The organism is Arthrobacter sp. SAFR-044, from assembly GCF_059414985.1.
Genome location: NZ_JBPFDN010000013.1, coordinates 35,335 through 55,053, shown reverse-complemented (window position 1 = coordinate 55,053; position 19,719 = coordinate 35,335). Strand labels below are relative to the sequence as shown.

General features: G+C 67.4%; 21 protein-coding genes and 1 tRNA gene. 10 read left to right on the top strand and 12 right to left on the bottom strand.

From position 1 onward, the window contains the following. Positions 1–43 precede the first annotated feature (43 nt). A complete protein-coding gene (gene arfA, locus ACR65J_RS17645) occupies positions 44–1,570 on the bottom strand; it encodes an arabinosylfuranosidase ArfA (RefSeq protein ID WP_440171493.1) in 1,527 nt (508 codons plus the stop codon). 305 nt (positions 1,571–1,875) lie between these two features. On the opposite strand from arfA, the gene ACR65J_RS17640 reads away from it, so the two are divergent. After that, the gene (locus ACR65J_RS17640; protein WP_440171491.1) at positions 1,876–2,826 is read left to right on the top strand and encodes an ANTAR domain-containing response regulator; all 951 of its coding nucleotides are present in this window, start codon (positions 1,876–1,878) and stop codon (positions 2,824–2,826) included. Positions 2,827–2,909: 83 nt separating this feature from the next. After that, positions 2,910–3,377, top strand: coding sequence for a hypothetical protein (locus ACR65J_RS17635; RefSeq protein WP_440171489.1), 468 nt, complete (start codon positions 2,910–2,912; stop codon positions 3,375–3,377). A gap of 4 nt (positions 3,378–3,381) precedes the next feature. Here the strand turns inward: ACR65J_RS17635 and ACR65J_RS17630 are convergent, their stop codons facing one another. The 5 genes from ACR65J_RS17630 to ACR65J_RS17610 all read right to left on the bottom strand — a co-directional run bounded on the left by ACR65J_RS17630 (position 3,382) and on the right by ACR65J_RS17610 (position 7,734). Continuing rightward, a complete protein-coding gene (locus ACR65J_RS17630) occupies positions 3,382–4,221 on the bottom strand; it encodes an anti-sigma factor (RefSeq protein WP_440171487.1) in 840 nt (279 codons plus the stop codon). Then, positions 4,208–4,822, bottom strand: a complete 615-nt coding sequence (locus ACR65J_RS17625; protein ID WP_440171596.1) for an RNA polymerase sigma factor — start codon at positions 4,820–4,822, stop codon at positions 4,208–4,210. Before ACR65J_RS17625 ends, ACR65J_RS17630 begins: the two co-directional genes overlap by 14 nt. Before the next feature lie 45 nt (positions 4,823–4,867). Continuing rightward, on the bottom strand, positions 4,868–5,611 hold the full coding sequence (locus ACR65J_RS17620) for a class F sortase (protein ID WP_440171486.1): 744 nt from the start codon (positions 5,609–5,611) through the stop codon (positions 4,868–4,870). A 113-nt stretch (positions 5,612–5,724) separates the two neighbouring features. After that, positions 5,725–6,561, bottom strand: a complete 837-nt coding sequence (locus ACR65J_RS17615; protein WP_440171484.1) for a DUF4397 domain-containing protein — start codon at positions 6,559–6,561, stop codon at positions 5,725–5,727. Positions 6,562–6,714: 153 nt separating this feature from the next. Then, on the bottom strand, positions 6,715–7,734 hold the full coding sequence (locus tag ACR65J_RS17610; protein WP_440171482.1) for a LacI family DNA-binding transcriptional regulator: 1,020 nt from the start codon (positions 7,732–7,734) through the stop codon (positions 6,715–6,717). A 135-nt stretch (positions 7,735–7,869) separates the two neighbouring features. Here ACR65J_RS17610 and ACR65J_RS17605 point away from each other — a divergent pair, with 135 nt between their 5' ends. Then, positions 7,870–7,998 (top strand): hypothetical protein, encoded by a 129-nt coding sequence (locus ACR65J_RS17605; RefSeq protein WP_440171480.1) that lies wholly within the window; start codon positions 7,870–7,872, stop codon positions 7,996–7,998. 3 nt (positions 7,999–8,001) lie between these two features. Continuing rightward, the gene (locus ACR65J_RS17600) at positions 8,002–8,619 is read left to right on the top strand and encodes a M23 family metallopeptidase (protein WP_440171478.1); all 618 of its coding nucleotides are present in this window, start codon (positions 8,002–8,004) and stop codon (positions 8,617–8,619) included. Positions 8,620–8,717: 98 nt separating this feature from the next. Here ACR65J_RS17600 and ACR65J_RS17595 read toward each other — a convergent pair. Further along, positions 8,718–8,790, bottom strand: a tRNA-Lys gene (locus ACR65J_RS17595). A 211-nt stretch (positions 8,791–9,001) separates the two neighbouring features. Here ACR65J_RS17595 and ACR65J_RS17590 point away from each other — a divergent pair. From ACR65J_RS17590 to ACR65J_RS17575, 4 genes are all read left to right on the top strand, one after another. After that, positions 9,002–9,661, top strand: coding sequence for a hypothetical protein (locus ACR65J_RS17590; protein ID WP_440171476.1), 660 nt, complete (start codon positions 9,002–9,004; stop codon positions 9,659–9,661). 314 nt (positions 9,662–9,975) lie between these two features. Continuing rightward, positions 9,976–10,593, top strand: coding sequence for a DUF47 domain-containing protein (locus ACR65J_RS17585; protein ID WP_159634237.1), 618 nt, complete (start codon positions 9,976–9,978; stop codon positions 10,591–10,593). 1 nt (position 10,594) lies between these two features. Further along, positions 10,595–11,605: an inorganic phosphate transporter gene (locus tag ACR65J_RS17580; RefSeq protein WP_440171475.1), complete on the top strand. Its 1,011-nt coding sequence runs from the start codon at positions 10,595–10,597 to the stop codon at positions 11,603–11,605. A gap of 168 nt (positions 11,606–11,773) precedes the next feature. Then, positions 11,774–12,181: a hypothetical protein gene (locus tag ACR65J_RS17575; protein WP_440171473.1), complete on the top strand. Its 408-nt coding sequence runs from the start codon at positions 11,774–11,776 to the stop codon at positions 12,179–12,181. A 30-nt stretch (positions 12,182–12,211) separates the two neighbouring features. Here ACR65J_RS17575 and ACR65J_RS17570 read toward each other — a convergent pair whose 3' ends face one another. The 5 genes from ACR65J_RS17570 to pstS form a co-directional block, all read right to left on the bottom strand. After that, on the bottom strand, positions 12,212–12,640 hold the full coding sequence (locus ACR65J_RS17570; RefSeq protein ID WP_440171471.1) for a hypothetical protein: 429 nt from the start codon (positions 12,638–12,640) through the stop codon (positions 12,212–12,214). An 85-nt stretch (positions 12,641–12,725) separates the two neighbouring features. After that, a complete protein-coding gene (gene pstB, locus ACR65J_RS17565; RefSeq protein ID WP_018763202.1) occupies positions 12,726–13,505 on the bottom strand; it encodes a phosphate ABC transporter ATP-binding protein PstB in 780 nt (259 codons plus the stop codon). Between the two features lie 76 nt (positions 13,506–13,581). Continuing rightward, positions 13,582–14,694, bottom strand: coding sequence for a phosphate ABC transporter permease PstA (gene pstA / locus ACR65J_RS17560; protein WP_440171469.1), 1,113 nt, complete (start codon positions 14,692–14,694; stop codon positions 13,582–13,584). Beyond that, positions 14,695–15,627 carry a phosphate ABC transporter permease subunit PstC gene (gene pstC, locus ACR65J_RS17555; RefSeq protein WP_440171467.1) on the bottom strand — a complete coding sequence of 311 codons (933 nt, stop codon included), beginning with the start codon at positions 15,625–15,627 and terminating at the stop codon, positions 14,695–14,697. A 103-nt stretch (positions 15,628–15,730) separates the two neighbouring features. Beyond that, positions 15,731–16,852 carry a phosphate ABC transporter substrate-binding protein PstS gene (pstS, locus tag ACR65J_RS17550; protein WP_440171465.1) on the bottom strand — a complete coding sequence of 374 codons (1,122 nt, stop codon included), beginning with the start codon at positions 16,850–16,852 and terminating at the stop codon, positions 15,731–15,733. 251 nt (positions 16,853–17,103) lie between these two features. Here pstS and ACR65J_RS17545 point away from each other — a divergent pair, with 251 nt between their 5' ends. Both ACR65J_RS17545 and radA read left to right on the top strand, forming a co-directional pair. Beyond that, positions 17,104–18,231 carry an FUSC family protein gene (locus tag ACR65J_RS17545; protein WP_440171463.1) on the top strand — a complete coding sequence of 376 codons (1,128 nt, stop codon included), beginning with the start codon at positions 17,104–17,106 and terminating at the stop codon, positions 18,229–18,231. A 49-nt stretch (positions 18,232–18,280) separates the two neighbouring features. Beyond that, positions 18,281–19,654, top strand: coding sequence for a DNA repair protein RadA (radA, locus tag ACR65J_RS17540; protein ID WP_440171461.1), 1,374 nt, complete (start codon positions 18,281–18,283; stop codon positions 19,652–19,654). The last annotated feature ends 65 nt before the right edge of the window (positions 19,655–19,719 follow it).

Here is a 19,719-nt window from a genome sequence, read left to right as displayed (position 1 = left end):
GGCCCGCCGTCGTCATAAGCACACCCTCAGGTGTTTGAGCCGGTCAGGACTCCACGGCCAGCCGGATCATGGACCAGGACACAGCCGGAAGTTCGGCGGTGAGCCGGCCAGCCTCCACCTTTGCCGTGCCGTTTTCCGAGGGCAGGACGGAGGTGGAATCGTCGGCGGTGGCCTGCCAGTAAGGATCCTTGTTCGCATAGGTCAAAGCTTCCACCACCCGCACCCTGCCGAGGCCGGCCACGGCGGCGTCCAGCGTGAGCGCCTGGTCAGCCGAGCGGTTGACGGCGAACACCACCGCCTGGCCCTTGTCCGCGTCATAGGTGGCGACGGCGGACAGCGCGGCGAAGCCGGCCGTCGTGCCGCCGCTGACCAGCGGCGATTCGGTGGCGAGCTGCAGCACCGTACCGGAGGCGTACCGGGAGGTCAGTGCGAAGGGGTGGAAGGTGGTCTGCTTCCAGGACCGGCCTCCGGGTTCGGTCATGATGGGTGCGATGACGTTCACCAGCTGCGCCAGGCTGGCCGAGTGGACACGGTCCGTGTTCCGGAGCAGCGTGACCAGGAGGTCACCCACCACCACGGCGTCGGCCACCGTGTAGGTGTCCTCCAGCAGCACCGGCGCCACCGGCCAGTCCTTGCCGGCGGGCACTTTGGATTCGTCACGGCTCATGTGCCAGACGTTCCACTCGTCGAAGGAGATGTTCACCTGCCTGCTGGACTTCTTGACTGACTTCACGTGGTCGATGTGGCTCACGATGTCGCGGATGAACGCTTCCATCTTGTGCCCGGCAGCCAGGTGTTCCTGCAGGTCGCCGAAGTCCTCGAAGTACTGGTGCGCCGAGATCAGGTCAACGAGTTCGTAGGTTTCGGTCAGGACCACACGCTCCCACTCCCCAAAGGTGGGCATGCTGGGTCCGGAGCTGCCGCAGGCCACGAGTTCCAGGCCGGGGTCGATCATGCGCATGCCGCGGGCAGTGTCCGCTGCCAGCCGGCCGTACTCCAGCGCGTTTTTGTGCCCGATCTGCCAGGGGCCGTCCATCTCGTTGCCCAGGCACCACATCCTGATGCCGTAGCCCTTTTCCGCGCCATTGGTGCGGCGCTGCTCTGAAAGGTCCGTCCCGCCGTCGATATTGCAGTACTCCACGAGGTCAAGTGCCTCCTGCACGCCGCGGGTGCCCAGGTTCACGGCCATCATGGGTTCCACGCCGGCCTTGGCCGACCACTTGGCGAACTCGTCCACGCCCACGGTGTTGGGGTCGGTGGAGTGCCAGGCCAGGTCCAGCCGGACGGGGCGCTGCTCTACCGGGCCCACGCCGTCCTCCCAGCGGTAGCCGGAGACGAAGTTGCCGCCCGGGTAGCGGACGGTGGAGACGCCCAGCTCCCGGGTCAGCTCCAGGACATCCTTGCGGAAGCCGTCCTCGTCGGCGTCCGGGTGGTCCGGCTCAAAGATGCCGGTATAGACGCACCGGCCAAGGTGCTCAACGAAGGCGCCAAACGTACGACGGCGGACGGGCCCCACGATGAAGGACGGGTCGAGGGTGATTTTTGCTGCGGCGGGTTCTGGCTGTGTCACGGAGGCATCCTCGGATAGTTTCTACAACGTTATAGAAGCATTCTTTGGGGTGCCGCTTCCTGAGTCAAGTGTTTTGCCGCGTATTCGGCCCCGGGCGTCCGGTGCATGCGGGAGAACCAGGCCGCGGGCTGGACCTGCCGCAATGCAGGGAAAGGCCCCGGACCGGGGGCATCCAAGTACTACCTAATCGAAAAGACAGGTACCAGCTACGCATTCACCCGGGGCTGGAGGGCAATTAGTTTTTTCACAGAGGCAAGACCTTCAAGCTCTCGGTTTTGGCTCACTAGGGGGGTGTGAGACTGGCAATGCATCATTCACCACAAATCGGCCCAGGTTTCCCGGTCCATCGGACACGGGTAATAGGCGGGGCCGGCGACGAGGAGTCCTTCGAGACCAAGGGCTCTCCCCCAGCCGTCGCCGGCCCTCTAGCCCCTCCGCTCTCCCGGAGGGGCCACGCACCGCTGACCGTGGCGGGCAGCCACGAACAGGCCGCGTCCCGGAACACCTCACTCCTCCTGGACCTGGTCAACGGTGCCCCAACTTTGGCCGACTCCCTGGACCTGCTGGTTGCCGCTTCGGCCGCACACGTCGTCAGGACGGCCGGGATCGACGTCGGGTGCGGGCTGATGCTGCATCAGCCCAAACGCGCTCCGGCCATCACGGGCACCACTGACGAGGTGGCCCGCCTGCTGGACTGGGAACGTGAAACGGCCGAGGGCCCCGTGACCGATGTGATGTCCGGCGGCCACCCCGTGGCCGTTCTCCAGAGGAACGGGGACTTCCGCTGGCGGCGCTATTCCAGCCAACTCCAGTCGGCCGGCTTTGGCAGCGCCCTTGCCGTAAGGCTCCGCCTGGACACGGGCGTTCCCGCCGACGATGGGATCCCTGGCAGCAGCGAACTAGGCCAGTCAAGGGCCGCCCTTGCCTTCTTCGCTGAGGACTCGAAGGCTTTCCCGCTGCAGGTTATCGCGGAAGCACGCACCTTCGCAGTGCTGGCAGCCAAGAGCCTCCAAATGGCCATCAACCTGCACACTGCCCGCTCGCTGGCCACCGATCTCCGCTCGGCACTCGACAGCCGCACCTCCATCAATGTGGCCTGCGGCGTGATCATGGCGCAAAACAGGTGCTCCTACCAGGAGGCGTTTGCCATCCTCGCCAAGGCGTCAAGCCACCGGAACATCAAGGTGCGCAAGGTGGCCGAAGACATCCTGGAACGCCTTCCGGAAGGTGCGCCGCACGCACACTTCGGCCGCTGACCGGCTTCCGGTTCATGATGGTTCACCGGCCCCGGGGTGGGTAGGGAACAACAAGGACCAAGGAACGCGGGAGGGGCGGAGGCATGGAAGGCACGCATCCGGCGGTCGCCCGCGCGGGTACCCTCACCTGGCTGGCCGGACCGCTGGGCACCGCTCTTGGCCTGGCCGCCCATGTGGGCGGCGGCGGCCAGGCGCCGGCGGTCATCATCATTGCCGCACTGGCGGTGCTGCTGGGGCTTGGTGCGGTGCTCCTGGATCGGGTGGCGCCGGCGCAGGTTCCCGGCTGGGCGGTCCTGGTGGCGGCTGCCGTCGCGCAGCAGCTGCTGCATCTTGCCTTCACCGCCTTCTCCACCGCCAGCGCCGTTCCGTTGCCGGGCCACGGCCACGGAACCCCGCCCACTGCAGACGCGCCGCCGTCGGCCGGTGCTCCCGCCGCGCACTCGCTCCACCTGATGCTGTACCTGCATGCGGCCGCGGCGCTGCTGGCCGCCGCCACCGTGGCCCAGTGGGGCAGGCTCGCCGGGTGGGCCCGGGCACTGATCAGGCCCTGACCGATCAGGTTGTAAGGGTGCCCCTGGCAATACTCACGCTGGAATGGGCGGGATTACCGTCTACCGGCTCGTCCGACACATCCACTACCGGGTACTGGGAAAGGTCAAGGCCGGCGGGAACCTGGAACGTTCCCGACGTTGAGTTCATGACGCCCAGGCTGACCAGTTTGGAGAGGTCCGGCGCAATCAGCCACACTTCCTGATAGCCCTTGGCTTCATCCTTGTCCAGGCTCACCTGCAGGCTGCGGGAGCCGTCAGCAGCCTCCACCACCTTGGCGGAGCCTGCCGCGGAATGCTGTGCCAACGGCGTCAGCTGGGTCGCCGCGAGCTCCTGGGGCTGGGGCGGGCGGTTGAAGGCCCAGTTGGCGCCAAAAACCACCAGGACAGCAGCTGCCGCCGTCGCCAGCCACGTGCCGGGCCGCTGCCACCACGCACCCCGGGTCCGGGCACCCTTGGTTTTGACGCCACTTGTTCTGTCAGAGAGCGGGACAACGTTCGACGGCGGCACGTCCCCGGATGCGGGCATGGCGCCAGGAGCTGCCCCGGCTTCCTTCGTCCCGGCTTCCTTGGTCCCGCCCTCTTCAGGCGCTTCCGCCGCCAGCGGGTCCTCCCGGAGGGACTCACCCAGGCCAAGTTCGCGATGGATTCCCGCCCAGACCTGGGGCCCGGGGACGGACAGGCGGCTGGTGTCCGGCGTTGTCTTCACCGCTTCCACCGTGCGGCGCAGGGCTGCATAGTCGGCGGCACACTGGGGGCAGGCCAGGAGGTGCTCCCGGGCGCCCGGGTCATCCCAGTCGTCGTACAGCGCCAGGAGGCTCAACTGTTCCGGATCAAGATGCGGCATGGTCTACCTCCAATCTGCTTCTCAGGTGGGTCAGGCTGCGGCGGATGTGGCTCTTGACGGTACCAAGGGGCAGGTCCAGTTTCCGGGAGATCTGTTCGTGCGTCAGGTCCTCGTAGAAGGCAAGCTTCATGATGGACCCCTGGGGCTCTCCCAGCCTTTCCAGTTCACCGTCCAGGAGCAGCCGGTCCGCCAGCGTTTCCGCGGCCTCCGTTCCCGCCCCTGCATCCGCGGCCATGCCGGCGCCCGCGGCGGCGTAGGCCTTGCGGGCTTCGCGGGCGGACGACTGCTGGGCATCCGCGATGGCATTGCGGGTGATGCCGACGATCCAGGCCGGGAGCCGGGCTATCTGCGGGTTGAAGGTGCTCCGCGAGCGCCACACCCGGATGAACACCTCCTGGGTCACATCGTCCGCCGCAGCGCGGTCCGCCAGGGACCGGAGGGCCAAGGTATGCACCAGGGGCGCGAACTCGCGGTAGGCCGCCGCCAGCGCATGCTCATCGCCGGACAGGAAAGAGGCGGTGAGCCCGTCATCCCATCCGGGGGACGCGCGGCCGGGGAGCGTCACGGGCGGCTCCCTCCCGGCTTCGGCGACGAGATACATGGCTGGCCACCCACCGTGCAGGAACTGGTTCATGCGGGGACCGGTTCAGGCAGGGACTGCGGTGACAATCACATTGTCGCTGTAGTCCATCCGCTCGTCCAGCCATTTGCCGCCGCAGGTAACCAGCTTGAGTTCATGGGGCCCTGACCGCCTGAACAGGGATGCGCCGTCGAACTTGTCCTTCGCCATCAGCTCCACGCCCGCAACCCGGTAGGTGAGTGCGGAGGCGCCTTCCCTTCCCACCCGGATGATGGTTCCGGTCGCGAGCGACTTCAGGGCGGACAACGGCGCGCGGTCCGAGGTGGTGTCGATGTGTCCGGCGATGACGGCGGTACCTTCGGCCGCGCCCGGCGCCGGGCCGAACCTGTACCAGGCGGCACGGTCGAACACGTCCGGAATCTCCATCGCTCCCCCGGCGGACACGCCCCCGGGCACCACCGGCATGTCGATGGCCGTGCCGGCCACAGTGAGCGAAATGGGTGCCGGCGCGGCAGGATTCGCCGACAGGGTGGCCGGCCGGAGCGGGATGTCCCCCGGCTGGGCAATGCCAGGGCTGGAAATGGCAGGGCTGGAAGGGGGAGCTCCGCTGGGGGCGGATGCCTGCGGCGGCCGGGCGTCCGACGAAGCCGTGGAACTGGTTGCAGCCGCTGGGGACGATGCCCCGGATGTGGACGGGGCGGCCGAACCGCAGCCGGAGAGAACCAGCACCCCAGCCACCAGCGCTGCTGCCGCACCCCTTGAGGCAGGCCGACGGCGGTACCCGCCTGCCGGCGTCGTGCGTGTTGTCATGGCTGCCGCCCTTCCCTGGAGACATCTATTGCGGACAAATGGGCCGGCGCAGGGGCCCGTCCGCGGATATGCGGCCGGGCCCCTGCGCTTGGCTGGGCCTTCAGCGGAGCCGGTTAGAGTTCCGCCCGCCGGGCGCGGACGGCGCGGCCTACACCCACCGCCCCGGCCAGCAAGGCCAGGGCTGCCAGGCCAAACCCGGCGGTGGCAACCGGGGAACCCGTCCCATCGGCATTTGCGGAGCCTTCAAGGGCGCCGGGTACCGAGGCTGGAGACGTGTGCAGGCCTTCGATGGTCTGGACGGCGAGCTTGAGGTTCTGGTCCGCCAGGCTGCCCCAGGCGTAGACGATGGTGTGCGTCCCTTCGGCCACCGTGACGTCTGCGGGCCCGATCACGGGGGTGGTGGTCCCGGCGGCGGCAACTGCGGCCGGGACCGTGCCGGGATCGAGGGTCAGGGTCTGTTCGGCCGGGTTGGCCAGGTTGGTGACGACGGCGGTACCGCCGGCCAGGACATCGACGGCGGGTGCGGCGGCGGCGTGCCGGACGGTCAGTTTGCCCTTGCCGGCCGGGATCGGGGAGACGTCATTGGTGAACAGGCTGGCCGTGGGCTTGCCGTCTGCGCCGAGGTGGGCGGCCGCGGTGTAGTTACCGTTGGCTGCCAGGTTGACGCTGACAGGACCAATGGCGGGGGCGGATGCGTCGGCGGCGTCGGCTGCCGTGATGGCGATCTCGTAGGTGCCCGCCGGAAGGGCCAGGGGCCCGGCTAGGGTTCCCGGCGTGAAGTCATCCAGCGTACGGTCGCCGTTGACCCAGACGTCCACGGTCAGTCCGGGGACCCCGTGCAGCACCGAGAGCTGGGCGTCTCCTTCTGCTGCGTTGGCGGGGCCGGCCAGAGCGATTGCGGCTGCAATGGCCGCCGCACCGGCACCTGCGGTGAAGATTGTGTTGCGCATGTCCATCTCCTTGAACGGCCCGGCTCCCCGGGCATTTTTGCTGACACCCCTACTACCGGCGCAGGCCCGGAGTTGGATGCAGATTCATGGAGATTTTTTTGGTTTTCTTTTGCCGGCGTCCATCCCGCCCTTTCCAGGCGGCTGCCGAGGCTTCTAGGCGGACACCGGGGCGGCGGTGCTGGCGCGGAGGACCAGTTCCGGCGGGACCACGGTGGAGCTCACCGCGGCACCCGACTCGATTTCCTCAAGCATGATGTCCATGCAGCGGCGCCCCAGTTCCTCGAAGTCCTGGCGGACGGTGGTCAGCGGGGGCGTGAAGTACCCCGCTTCCGGCTGGTCATCGAAGCCCACCACGGACACGTCGTCGGGCACCCTGACGCCCGCCTCGGTGAACGCGCGCAGGAGGCCCAGGGCCATCTGGTCGTTGCCCACGAAGATGGCCGTGGCCGTGAGTCCTGATGCCAGCCCGCAGCCGATCGCGTAGCCGCTCCCGGCGCTCCAGTCCCCTTCCACCAGGAGGGATTCGTCCAGCCCTGCCTCGCGGAGCGCCGCCCGCCAGCCTTCGGCACGCTCGGCGCCGTCAGTCCAGTCCGGTGGCCCTGCAATGTGCCCGATCCGCCGGTGCCCTTCCTTGATGAGATGTTCGACGGCGAGCCTGGCACCCGCGCGCTGGTCCACCATGGCGCCGCTCACCGAGGCGCTGCCGGTGGAGCCGACAGCCACCACGGGCACCGGAAGGTTCATCTGCTCCAGCACGGCCAGGGTTTCTGAATGCGGCACCAATACGGCGATCCCGTCCACGGCCTGGTCCATGAAGTGGCCCACCGCGTCCGAGATGGCGTCCCTGCTGACCTCCCGCAGGGCGGCGATGCTGACAAAGTAGCCGGCGTTGCGGGCGGCATGTTCAACCCCCACCAGGGTGTTGGCCGGGCCGTACTGGGAGAGCTCGCTGGCCAGCACGCCGATGGTCTGCGAGCGCCGCGTCACCAGGCTCCGGGCCGCGGTGTTGCGCCGGTACCCCAGTTCGGCAATGGCCGCCTCCACCTTTTCCCGGGTGGCCTTGCTGACGTTCGGGTGGTTGTTCACCACGCGGGAGACGGTCTGGTGGGAGACTCCGGCCACCTTGGCCACGTCTTCCAGGCGCGGCATCCGGCCCTTGCTGGTTTTTGCCATGTGCCTATTGTGCCTGTTGCAGTCCCCGCGCCGGCGTACCTGGCAGGCGGCGGATCGTGGCTGGATCCTTGCGCACCGGGGGTCCGGTGGGAAGGATGAGGGTGATCCCCCGAGTGTGCTGAAGGAGCCGGCGGAATGGCCAAGTACCTGATGTCGTTTCCCTGCGGCGACGGAACCGTAAGTGGGGGGACCTACCGGCAGACCGCGGTGGCCTGCCGCTGCGCGCAGGAGCTGCGCGTCTTCGAGTACGACCCCGCCGGCTGAACCGTGAATCCGGCAGGCCCGGTTGACCTGGCCTATCCCTTCACGGGCACCTGGCTGGTGCAGAACTCACCGGCGGACCGGGTCCCCAGCCACGGGACGCGGCTCTTTGCCACGGATCTCGCCATCGACTTCACGCCGGTGGACGGGAACCGGCACTCTGCACCAATCACCGTCGCCTCGCTGTTCCGGCCCGAGCCGCCGGACCACTTCGTCGGGTTCGGCAGGACGGTGACGGCGCCGGTGGCCGGGCTGGTGCGGGCCGCCCATGATGGGGAGCCGGACCACCCCGCTTACCGCGGCTTCCCATCGATCGGCTATGCAACGGCCCAGGCCCGGCGGGTGCGGGAGGGATGGCCGGCCCTGGCGGGCAACCACGTGATCATCGAGCTGGGCGGGGTGTTCATCGCCCTGTGCCACCTGAAGCGAGGGAGCGTCTGCGTCCAGCCCGGCCAGGTGGTTGAGTGCGGGGAGCCGCTGGGGCGGTGCGGGAATTCGGGCAACAGCACAGAACCGCATGTGCACGTGCAGGCCATGGACTCGGCGGATCCGGGACAGGCTTCCGCAATTCCCATTTCGTTCCCGGACGGATTGCCGCGAAACGGGACCGTGGTAGCTGCCTGACCTGGAATGTTGAGTCTGCCCCGGGGACCTGCTGACCGGGATGCTTAAAAGACTGGGGCCCGCCTGCGTTAGCGGCGGACCCTCGTGGTCTTGCTGGGTGGGCCCTGTGGGGCTCGAACCCACGACCCACGGATTAAAAGTCCGATGCTCTACCAACTGAGCTAAAGGCCCCTGCCGGCCGGTCAAACACGCTGTGCCTGCCCGTTCGGCCCAATCCATTTCTGGACGTTAATACTCTAACCCATGGTTCCGGCCACTTCGCACACGTCCCGGGCACCGCCGTCGTACGTTTTTACGCCATCCTTCCGCCCCTTGCGGCCGGCAGCCGACAAGCCCCGCGGATGCTCGATTTCCGCGGCGGCACAGGAGTAGCGTGGGGGGCATGAGCGAGCAAGCAGGAACCAGTCCGTACGGCGGCAGCAACCGGCACCACAAGCCCAAGCCCTTCGCTCCGATGGACTTCGAGCCCTTTGCCGGCGGCGCCGATCCCGCCCGCGTGTCAGAGGCCGCCCACCTCGCCGCCCAGGCCCTGGTCCGCCATGGCCGCGACAGCGACGATCCCGTGATCACCGAACGCCTGGTGAAGCTTGCCGACGAACAGGGCCTGGATGCCATCGCCGAGATGTGGGCGGAGAGCCCCGCCCGATCCCTTCCCGGCGCCCTGTGGCGGCTCTACGCACTCCGCGCCGCCACCGTCCAGGACCCCGAGCGCATCTCCGTCTACTTCCGCGCGGGCAGGGACACTGCCCAGGTGTCCAACGTGGTGGCCGGCGCAGCTGAACCGCCGGGCGCTGACGAAATGCGCACCATGGCAGATGCCATTCTTTCCGGCGCCTTCGACGGCGACTTCGACGTCGCGCTGGAACGTTCAGCTGCCTTCTGCCGCGTGGTTGCGCTCGGCCAGGCCACCCTCGCCGACGGCGCCGAGCATGCCAACGAAGCACACGCCAGCAAGCTGACCCGCAACTCCCATCAGCTGGTGAAGACCGCCGAGGACCTGGAACACGCGGCCAACGCGTGGCGCCTGGGCGAACTGGACTGAGCCCTCCTTTACGCCGCAGGGCCTGATTTCCGGGACGAACCGAGGCCCCGCTGTCAAGATTGACTTGGGCCGGGCGAAGTAGAAGACTGAAACCGGTGCCGAGCCGCGAAACCCCCGGGCTTCAACAATTAGCCGCCTAGAGCGGCCTACCGCCGAGAGGCGTATCCGGTTCGGCACCATTTTTCTGCCCTCGTCCAGGTGGCCAATTCAGAGGGTGCAGTTACGGGCCGGTAGAGTAAGCGTCAGTTGCGCGCCCGCGTCAAGTCACACGGCAGCAACCCCCGCCTTGATACGTCCTGGAGACCGGTAAACACGTGAAGCTGCGCCTTTTTCCACAGGAGCCCGCAGGGCTGAACCTGCTCTCACAGATGGCACAACAGATCGTGCTGGCCACCGCCACGCTGGCCGAGATCCTTGGCGTACCCGCGGACGAGCACGGCAAGCTCGTTGAGGACATGCACAACATCGAAGCCAAGTCCGCCGAACTGCATTTCGCGCTCCTGACCCACATGCGCACGAGCTTCGTGAATCCGCTCCCCCGCGAGGACATGTACGCCCTGTCCCGGTACCTCAACGAGGCCATGGAGAAGATGGACGCCGCGGCGGAGCTGGTGGCCCTCTACCGGCTGGACCGCCTGCCCAAGCGCGCGGCCGACCAGTTGGAGATCATCAGCAGGCAGGCCGAGCTGACCGTTGACGCCATGCGCAGGCTCAATGACCTGGACGACCTCGAGGATTACTGGATCGAAATCCTGCGCCTCGCCAAGCGGGCCGAGCGGACCCACCGCGTCTGGGTGGCGGACATGATCGCGGACATGAAGTGGGCCCAGTACTCCCGCAACCGGGACATCGCCAACCAGCTGGTGGAGGTCACCAAGGATATGCGGCGGGTGGCCACCCAGGTAGGCAGCATCATCGTCAAGGAATCCTGACGTGGCGGGAGTCATTTTCGGCGCCGTGGTCCTGCTGGCCGCGGCGTTTGCCTTCCTGAACGGCTTCCGTGACGCATCCACCTCGGTGGCCCTTGCAGTCCGGAACCGGGCCCTCACCCCCAGCGTGGGCGTGCTCCTTGCCGCGTTCTTCAACTTTGTCGGCGCGCTCCTCAGCGCCGTGCTCGCCGTCGCCGTCAGCCGGACCTGGATCAGCCTTCCGTCCGGCCCCCACGGCCTGGCCATCCTGGTGGCAGGCCTCGCCAGCGCCTGCGCCTGGGGCGTCCTGATGTGGTGGCGCGGCATCCCGGCTTCCTCCACCCATGCCCTGGTGGGCGGGCTTGCCGGCGCAGGCCTCGCCAGCCTGGCCATTGGCGGCCCGGGAGTGGTGGGCGTGGACCAGTCGCTCCTGTTCCAGGTGGTCCTGCCGCTGGTGCTCTCCCCGCTCGTGGCCTACAGCGGCTCCTTCCTCCTGGTCTATCCAGCCACGTGGGTGGCCCGCTACACCCAGCCCAACGTTGTCAACCAGCGCTTCCGCCGGGGCCAGGCCGTAGCGGCCGGCGCGGTGGCCTTTGGGCACGGCCTGCAGGACGGGCAGCGCGTGAGCGCGGTGCTGCTGCTGGCCTTGCTGGCGGCAGGCTATTCCGACGGCGGGATCCCCACCTGGGTGGCGGCGCTCTCCGCGGTGATGATGACTGCCGGGACGCTCTTTGGGGGGTGGCGGATCTCGCACACCATCGGCTACAAAATCACCAGGATCGATCCCCTGCGTGGTTCCGTGGCCCAGACCTTCAGCGCGCTGATGCTCTTTGTGGGCGCCATCGGGCTGCACTGGCCGCTCTCCACCACCCACACCGTCACGGCCGGGGCCCTGGGAGCGGGGGAAAACCAGCACTTCTCGGTGACCAACCGGAAGCTGGTCATCCGGATCCTGTGGCTCTGGGGCCTGACGCCACTGGCCACCTGCGCCCTGGGCTTCGTGCTTGCGCTGGCCCTCTCCCCCATTTCCGCCTAGGCGGGGCAGCTGCCCTATACAGGCCATCCTGCGTGACGTAAATTCGGAAGTACGCCCCCGGTCAACGACGCCGGGGACCGGCGTCCGCGCCGCGTGCAGGGCTGCGGACCAGGCGCCGCTGCAGCCACCCGGCGGCTCGGATGCACAACGCGGAAAAGAGCAGGCGTCATGTCTTCCTCCTATTCCCGGCGCCCCCTTCCCCAGCCCCGGCAGCCCCAGTGCGAGGCCTGCGGAACCGAGCACCAGCTGACCATCCACGCGATCACCGCCATTGGCGCCGCCGGCGGGGACCTGGTCACAATCTCCTACACCTGCAACGACTGCAACCGGTTCCAGGAACACACTGCCTACGCCACCGACGTGGCGGCCGCGCTGAACCAGGTCCGCTGGATGGCCAAGGTAGTCCTCTTCGGGGACGACTACATTCACTGCGGCTTTCCCATGGAGGAAGCGGAGTTCGAGGTTGAGCGGCTCTGCTACCGCAGCAGCAGGTCAGGCAGCGGGCTCAACGCCGTATCCCTGCCGACCCGGGTCCTGCGCTGCCATTGCGGGTTCCAGCTGGAGGTCCCGGAATAGGCACTGCGCCCGCCGCGCCTCGAGGATTTGCTAAAGCTCCAGGGCCACAGGGCTGACGACGGCAGCGGCCAGGAGGACGGCGGTGAGCTCGTCCGGGGTCAGGTTGGCCGCCGCGCACAGTTCACCGTCTGCCACTCCGGCCGCGGAGGCTTTGCGGACTGCCTGCCGCAGGGATTCCTGGGCTGTGTCCAGTTCCCACTGCATGCTTTCGAGCCGCGAACTGGTTCGCCACACCTCCGCCAGGACATCCTCTTCCTCGACGGCATCCTCCACACCTGCTGCCACCAGGGCGAGGTGCGGTTCGAGCTCCGGCGCCAGCGGACCGGCTGCCAAGGGTCCAGCCAGACCCGCCGCAGCGGCGAAAGCCTGGGCCGGTTCCACGGCGTCCGGCACCGGGTCCACGCCGGGAACGGAAACAGTAAGCTGGGAGCCCAGGGGTTCACTGGCCGTCTGCGTCATGCAAAACTCCTTAAGCGGGCTTACTACTAGTTCCAAAAGTATCTCGATAAGCGTACCCGCCAGTAGATCGCCAACGGGACCAGGCTTACCCGAAGCGTCCGGAGACGTAGTCTTCCGTCGCCTTTTGCACGGGATTGCTGAAGATGGTGTGGGTATCGCCGTACTCGATCAACTTGCCCGGCTTGCCGGTGCCCGCGATGTTGAAGAACGCGGTCTTGTCGGACACGCGCGCGGCCTGCTGCATGTTGTGGGTCACGATCACCACGGTGTACTGGTCCTTGAGCTCGTTGATGAGGTCCTCGATGGCCAGGGTGGAGATGGGGTCGAGGGCAGAGCACGGCTCGTCCATGAGGATCACCTGCGGCTCCACGGCGATGGCGCGGGCAATGCAGAGACGCTGCTGCTGGCCGCCGGAGAGGCCGGAGCCGGGCTTCTCCAGCCGGTCCTTGACCTCGTTCCAGAGGTTTGCGCCCTTGAGCGAGCGTTCCACGAGGACGTCCGCCTCGCCCTTGGAGATCTTCTTGTTGTTCAGCTTCACGCCGGCCAGCACGTTGTCCCGGATGGACATGGTGGGGAACGGGTTGGGGCGCTGGAAGACCATGCCGATCTGCGAGCGCACGGTGACAGGGTCCACGCCGGGTCCGTAGAGGTTGTCGCCGTCCAGCAGAACCTCACCCTCGACGCGTGCGCCGGGGATGACCTCGTGCATGCGGTTCAGAGTGCGGAGGAAGGTGGACTTTCCGCAGCCGGAGGGACCGATGAACGCGGTGACGGACTTGGCCTCGATGTTGATGCTGACGTCCTCAACGGCGAGGAAATCGCCGTAGTACACGTTCAGGTCCTTGACGTCGATGCGCTTAGACATGGTGTTCCTTCACTTACTGGGTATGGGTTGAAGTCTAGGATCCGCCGCGGTATGGCGGAAGATGCGGCAGGTCTGGTTACCGGCCGGTTTTGGGGGCGAAGATCCGTGCGATCAGGCGCGCCACCAGGTTCAAGACCATCACCAGGATGATCAGCACCAGGGCGGCACCCCAGGCCCGCTGGGAGGACGGGTCCGGGTTGGACGGCGAGGTGGGGTTGAGGATCTGGGTGTAGATGAACGTTGGAAGCGAGGCCATCCACCCGCCGAACACGTTCGAGTTGATATTGGTGGCGAACCCGGCGGTGACCAGGATGGGCGCCGTCTCACCGATGACCCGGGCAATCGCCAGGGTGACGCCGGACGCGATGCCCGAGATCGCCGTCGGGATAACCACCTTGAGGATGGTCCGCCACTTGCGGACGCCCAGGGCGTAGGCGGCCTCGCGGAGCTCGTTGGGGACGATCTTGAGCATTTCCTCGCTGGAGCGGACCACCACGGGGATCATCAGCACGGAAAGCGCGACGGCGGCCACCGCACCGGTCTTGGTGCCCGGGCCCACCACCGCGAAGAAGAACGCGGCGGCGAACAGGCCGGCGACGATGGACGGGATGCCGGTCATGACGTCCACGAAGAACGTGATGGCCTTGGCCAGGCGGCCGTCGTGGCCGTACTCCACCAGGTAGATGGCCGTGAGCAGGCCCACGGGAACAGAGATGACGGTGGCCAGCAGGGTGATCTGCACGGTGCCCAGGAGGGCGTGGTAGATGCCGCCCACCACGGGACCGCCGCTTTCCACGGCCTTGTTGTCGAAGGCCCCGGTGACGCCGTTCATGGAGGTGGTGAGGAATCCGGGGTCGAGGAGCCCGGGGATGCCGTTGACCAGCACGGTCCAGATCACCGAAACGAGGGGCAGCAGCGCCACCAGGAACGAGCCGACCACCAGGCAGGTGGCCAGCTTGTCCTTGGCCTTGCGGGAGCCTTCCACGGCGGCGCTCCAGGAAACCAGGCCAACGGCGAACAGGATCGCGGAGACCAGGCCCCAGCCGAACGGGTTGAAGCCGATCAGGGCGAGGATGGCGGCCCCGACGATCAGGGCTCCGACGAGCACCACATAGGGTGCATACTTGGGCAGCTGGCCCTTGGTGAGGGCAGACCGCTTGCTGCGGACCGGGGTAAGCGTGGAGGTCATTTAGTTGGCTCCCGAGAATTCTTTGTGCCGGGTGATGACCCAGCGCGCGATCATGTTCACGCCAAGGGTGATGACGAACAGCACCAGGCCGGCGGCGATCAGGGTGCTGACCTTGAGGCCGCTGGCTTCGGGGAAGTTCAGGGCGATCTCAGCAGCGATGGTCTGGTTTCCGGATTGGATCAGGCTGGCGGTCAGCGCACCGGAGGAGAGCACCAGGGCAACGGCCATGGTCTCACCGAGTGCACGGCCCAGGCCCAGCATGATGGCGCTGATGATGCCCGGGCGGGCGAAGGGCAGCACGGCCATCCTGATCATTTCCCAGCGGGTTGCACCTAGCGCCAGCGCAGCTTCCTCATGCAGCTTGGGGGTCTGCAGGAAGATCTCGCGGGACAGGGAGGTGATGATGGGCAGGACCATGACGGCGAGGACGATGCCCGCGGTGAGGATGGTCTTGCCGGTGGTGGAGGCCGGGCCCTGGAAGATGGGGATCCAGCCCATGTTTGCCGCGAGCCAGCCGTAGGCCGGGGAGATCTCCTTGGCAAGGAAAGCCGCGCCCCAGGCGCCGTAGACCACGGAGGGGATGGCGGCGAGCAGGTCCACCACGTAGCCGAGCCCGGAGGCGAGGCGGCGGGGTGCGAAGTGGGAGATGAACAGCGCCACGCCGATGGCGATGGGGGTAGCGATAACCAGTGCGATGGCGGCGGCGATCAGGGTGCCGATCACGATGGGCCAGATGTAGGCGAAGAAGCCCTGCCCGCCCTGGATCTTGTCCGCGGGCGCGGTCAGCGCGGGGATTGCCTGGACTACCAGGAAGAGTGCGACGCCGAAGAGGACGGCGAGGATCAGGCACCCGGCTGCCAGCGTGGCGCCGGAGAAGACTTTGTCCCCGGCGCGCCCGGCGCCCTGGGTACTGGTCAGGGAGGTGGCGGTCATTCGACGGCCCTTCGGTTCGTAACTGGATTAAGGAAGCGGGTTGCAAAGCCAAGTTCCCCGCACTGCCGTCCGGCAGGCGGGGAACCCGGTTATGCAGCGTTGGCTAGGACTTGACCTTGATCGAGTCGATGGCCTTGGCGGCCTTGGCTGCCAGGTCCGAGGACAGCGGAGCGGACTTGGCCGACTCTGCTGCGGCCTTCTGGCCTTCGTCGGAAACTACGTAGTGCTCGAAGGCCTTGACCAGGTCAACGGTCTCCTGCTTGTCGTAGGTGGTGCACAGGACGTGGAAGGACACCAGCACGATCGGGTAGGCGCCCGCGATGGTGGTCTTGCGGTCCAGCTTGATGGAGAGGTCGTTGGCGGCGCGGCCTTCGACCGGCTTGCCCGCGTCAACGGCCTTGGCAGCAGCGTCGGCGGAGATCTTGGTGAAGGAATCGCCCACCTTGATCTGGGCAACGCCCAGCTTGCCGCTGACGGCCGAGTCGTCAGCGTAGGTCACGGCACCGGGGGTGTCCGTGACGGTCTTGACCACACCGGAGGTGCCCTTGGCGTTTTCGCCCTGGAGGCTGGCGGGCCACACACCGGCGGCCTTGTCGGTCCAGACCTCGGGTGCCGCGGCGGCCAGGTAATCGGTGAAGTTCTGCGTGGTGCCCGAGTCGTCGGAACGGTTCACCGGGGTGACCTTGAGGTCCGGCAGCGAGACACCTTCGTTGAGGGCAGCGATGGCGGGATCGTTCCACTTGGCGATCTGGCCGCGGAAGATCTTGGCCACGGTGGTGGCATCCAGCTTCAGGTCAGTAACGCCGGGAACGTTGAAGGCCACGGCGATCGGGGAGATGTAGACGGGGACGTTGATGGCGCCGTCGGGTCCGCACACGGACTTGGAGGAGGCGTACTCGTCATCCTTCAGGTAGGCGTCCGAGCCTGCGAACTGGGCCGAGCCGTCCAGGATTGCCTTGCGGCCTGCACCGGAGCCGTCCGGGGAGTACTGCACGCTCGCGCCGGAGTTGGCGGAGGCGAAGTTGGTCTTCCAGGCGTCCATGGCTGCGCCCTGGGCGGAGGAACCGATGCCGGTGAGCGTACCGGTCACCTTGGGGCCGGAGGCGGACTGGGAGCCTGCGGGCGCGGTGTTCGTGGCGTTGTCTGAACCGCAGGCGGTAAGCGCGAGTGCGCCGGCTGCGATAACAGCGATAGCCGCGTGGCGGCCGAAGCGGAGTGCCTTCACTAGATGTACCCCTTCCAGGGTTATTCAGGTGCGGGACAGGGACGGAGAACCCTGCTGCGCGATGCGTACGTTTTGTACCTTCAAGAAAGTTAAGGGCCGCAGGTAACGGGATGGGCTGTCCAAAGTGAACGGAGGATTAACGACGGCGGCATATTGGCTGACAAATGCCGGGTCACCATTGCGCGGATCACATGCGCGGTCGTAGTGCACCGGCGCAGGGCAGTGGATCGGCACTGAATAGTATTGGACCCATGGCCATCCCAGCAGGACTCTCAGCAACTAAGCGGTTCCTGCGGAGCCGGGTCCGGACCGGGCTGATCCGCAGCCGCAACTCGTTTGTTCCTGCCATCCAGATGACCGTCTGCGCCGTGGGCGCGTACGCCTTCGCGGAGTACATCCTTGGCCACACCGGGCCGCTCTTCGCCGCCACTTCGTCCCTGATAGCCCTGGGGTTTTCCCGGGAGCCCCGGCTGCGGCGGGTGATGGAAGTGGGCCTGGGCTGCACCCTGGGCATAGTGGTCGGTGATCTGCTCCTGCATTGGCTTGGCGGCGACATCTGGGTGGCCGCCGTCGTGCTCCTCTTTTCCATCCTGCTGGCCCGGTTCCTGGACAGCGGAAACATCTTCACCACCCAGCTGGCCCTGCAGTCACTGCTGGTGGTGCTGCTCCCGGCACCGTCCGGCGGCCCGTTCACCCGGAGTATCGATGCCGTGGTGGGCGGCATGTTCGCCCTGCTGGTGACCATCCTCGTGCCAAAGGACCCCCGCCAGGAGCCGCGCCGGGATGTGCAGAAGCTGCTGCATGAACTGGCGGAGGTACTGCGGGAATGTGGCGGCGCCCTGGTCAACAGTGACTCCACGCAGGCCTGGCACGCCCTGATCCGCGGCCGGAACTGCCAGCCCCTCGTTGATGCCATGCGTCAGTCCCTCCGCGCGTCCGGCGAGGTGGCCACCCTGGCTCCCGCCTACCGCCGGCACCGCGATGAACTGGACCGGCTGAAGCAGTCCCTGGATTTCATCGACCTTGCCCTGAGGAACAGCCGCGTGTTCGCGCGGCGGTTGACCAGCGCCATCAACCACACGGCGCTCTCTGACGAGGCAACGGACAGCATCGCGGGGGTGCTGCAGGAGACCGCCGCCGCCATCGACGAGCTCTCACTGGGCCTTGCGGAAACGCACGAAGGCGTCCGCCGCGCCCACCTGCGCACTGCCCGGCGGGACCTGAGCGAGATCGCCCTGCGCCTGCATCCCAAGCTGCTGGAGGTGACCCGGCTGGAGGGCGAAACAGTCGTCATGCTGTTCCGGCCGCTGATGGTGGACCTGCTGGAAGCCACCGGAATGGACGCGGCCGAGGCCAGGGACGTGCTGCCCGCGCTGTAGCTGCGGACAGGTGGGTGGCGTGTCGGTGGCCGCCACTAGGGTTGAACGCATGGCAACAAAGACTTCCCGGGCGTCCAAGGCGCCCGCATACAAATGCGCCGAATGCGGCTGGACCACGGTCAAGTGGGTGGGGCGCTGCGGCGAGTGCCAGGCGTGGGGCACGGTTGAGGAAACAGGCACGGCCGTGGCGCGGACGACGGCGGCCACAACAGTTGCGGAGCCTGCGCGCCGGATTGCCGACGTCGATGCCACCACGGCGGCTTTCCTGCCCACCGGCGTGGACGAACTGGACCGGGTGCTGGGCGGCGGCCTGGTTCCGGGCGCCGTCATCCTGCTGGCCGGCGAACCCGGCGTCGGCAAGTCCACCCTGCTGCTGGACGTCGCTGCCAAGTTCGCCCGCACTGCCCAGGACGTCCTGTACGTGACCGGCGAGGAGTCGGCCGCCCAGGTGAAGCTGCGTGCCGAGCGGATCGACGCCGTGGCCGAATCCCTGTACCTGTCCGCGGAGACGGACCTTGGCCAGGCCCTGGGCCAGGTGGAGAAGATCGAACCGCGGCTGCTGATCGTGGACTCGGTGCAGACCCTCAGCAGCGCCGATGTTGACGGCAGCGCCGGGGGCGTGTCCCAGGTCCGCGAGGTGGCTGCCTCCATCATTGCGGCCGCCAAGCGGCGGAACATGACCACCCTGTTGGTGGGGCACGTCACCAAGGACGGTTCCATCGCCGGACCCCGGCTGCTGGAACACCTGGTGGACGTGGTCTGCCAGTTCGAAGGCGAGCGGCATTCGAGGCTGCGCCTGCTCCGTGCCGTGAAGAACCGGTACGGGCCCACCGACGACGTGGGCTGCTTCGACCTCAACGAGAACGGCATCGAGGGCCTGGCCGATCCCAGCGGGCTGTTTGTCAGCCGCACCAAGGATCCAGTGTCCGGGACCTGCATCACCGTCACCATGGAAGGGCGGCGTCCCCTGCTGGCGGAAGTGCAGTCGCTGCTCGCCGAAAGCCCCAACTCACAGCCCCGCCGGGCCACCAGCGGCCTGGACAGTTCACGCGTGTCCATGCTGTTGGCCGTGCTCCAGCAGCGCGCAGGGACCATGCTGCACAAGGATGATTCCTACGTTGCCACCGTGGGCGGGGTGAAACTCAGTGAACCGGCCACGGACCTTGCCGTGGCCCTTGCCGTGGCGTCGGCCAAAGCCCGCAAGCCTCTGCCCATCCGGCTTATTGCCTTCGGCGAGGTGGGCCTGGCCGGCGAGGTCCGGCCCGTGCCGGGGATCAACCAGCGCATTCAGGAGGCCCACCGGCTGGGGTTCACCCACGCGGTGGTTCCGGCCAGCCACGCCGGACCGGGGCCTGTGCCGGCAGGATTCTCGGTGCGTGAAGTGGAGCACCTTACAGAGGCACTCAGCCTTTTGATTGGCTAGCAGGCCCTTCCACGGGGGCCGGGTTTCCTGGCAGGAACCTGCCCGCAGCCTGACGGCCCCCGCCT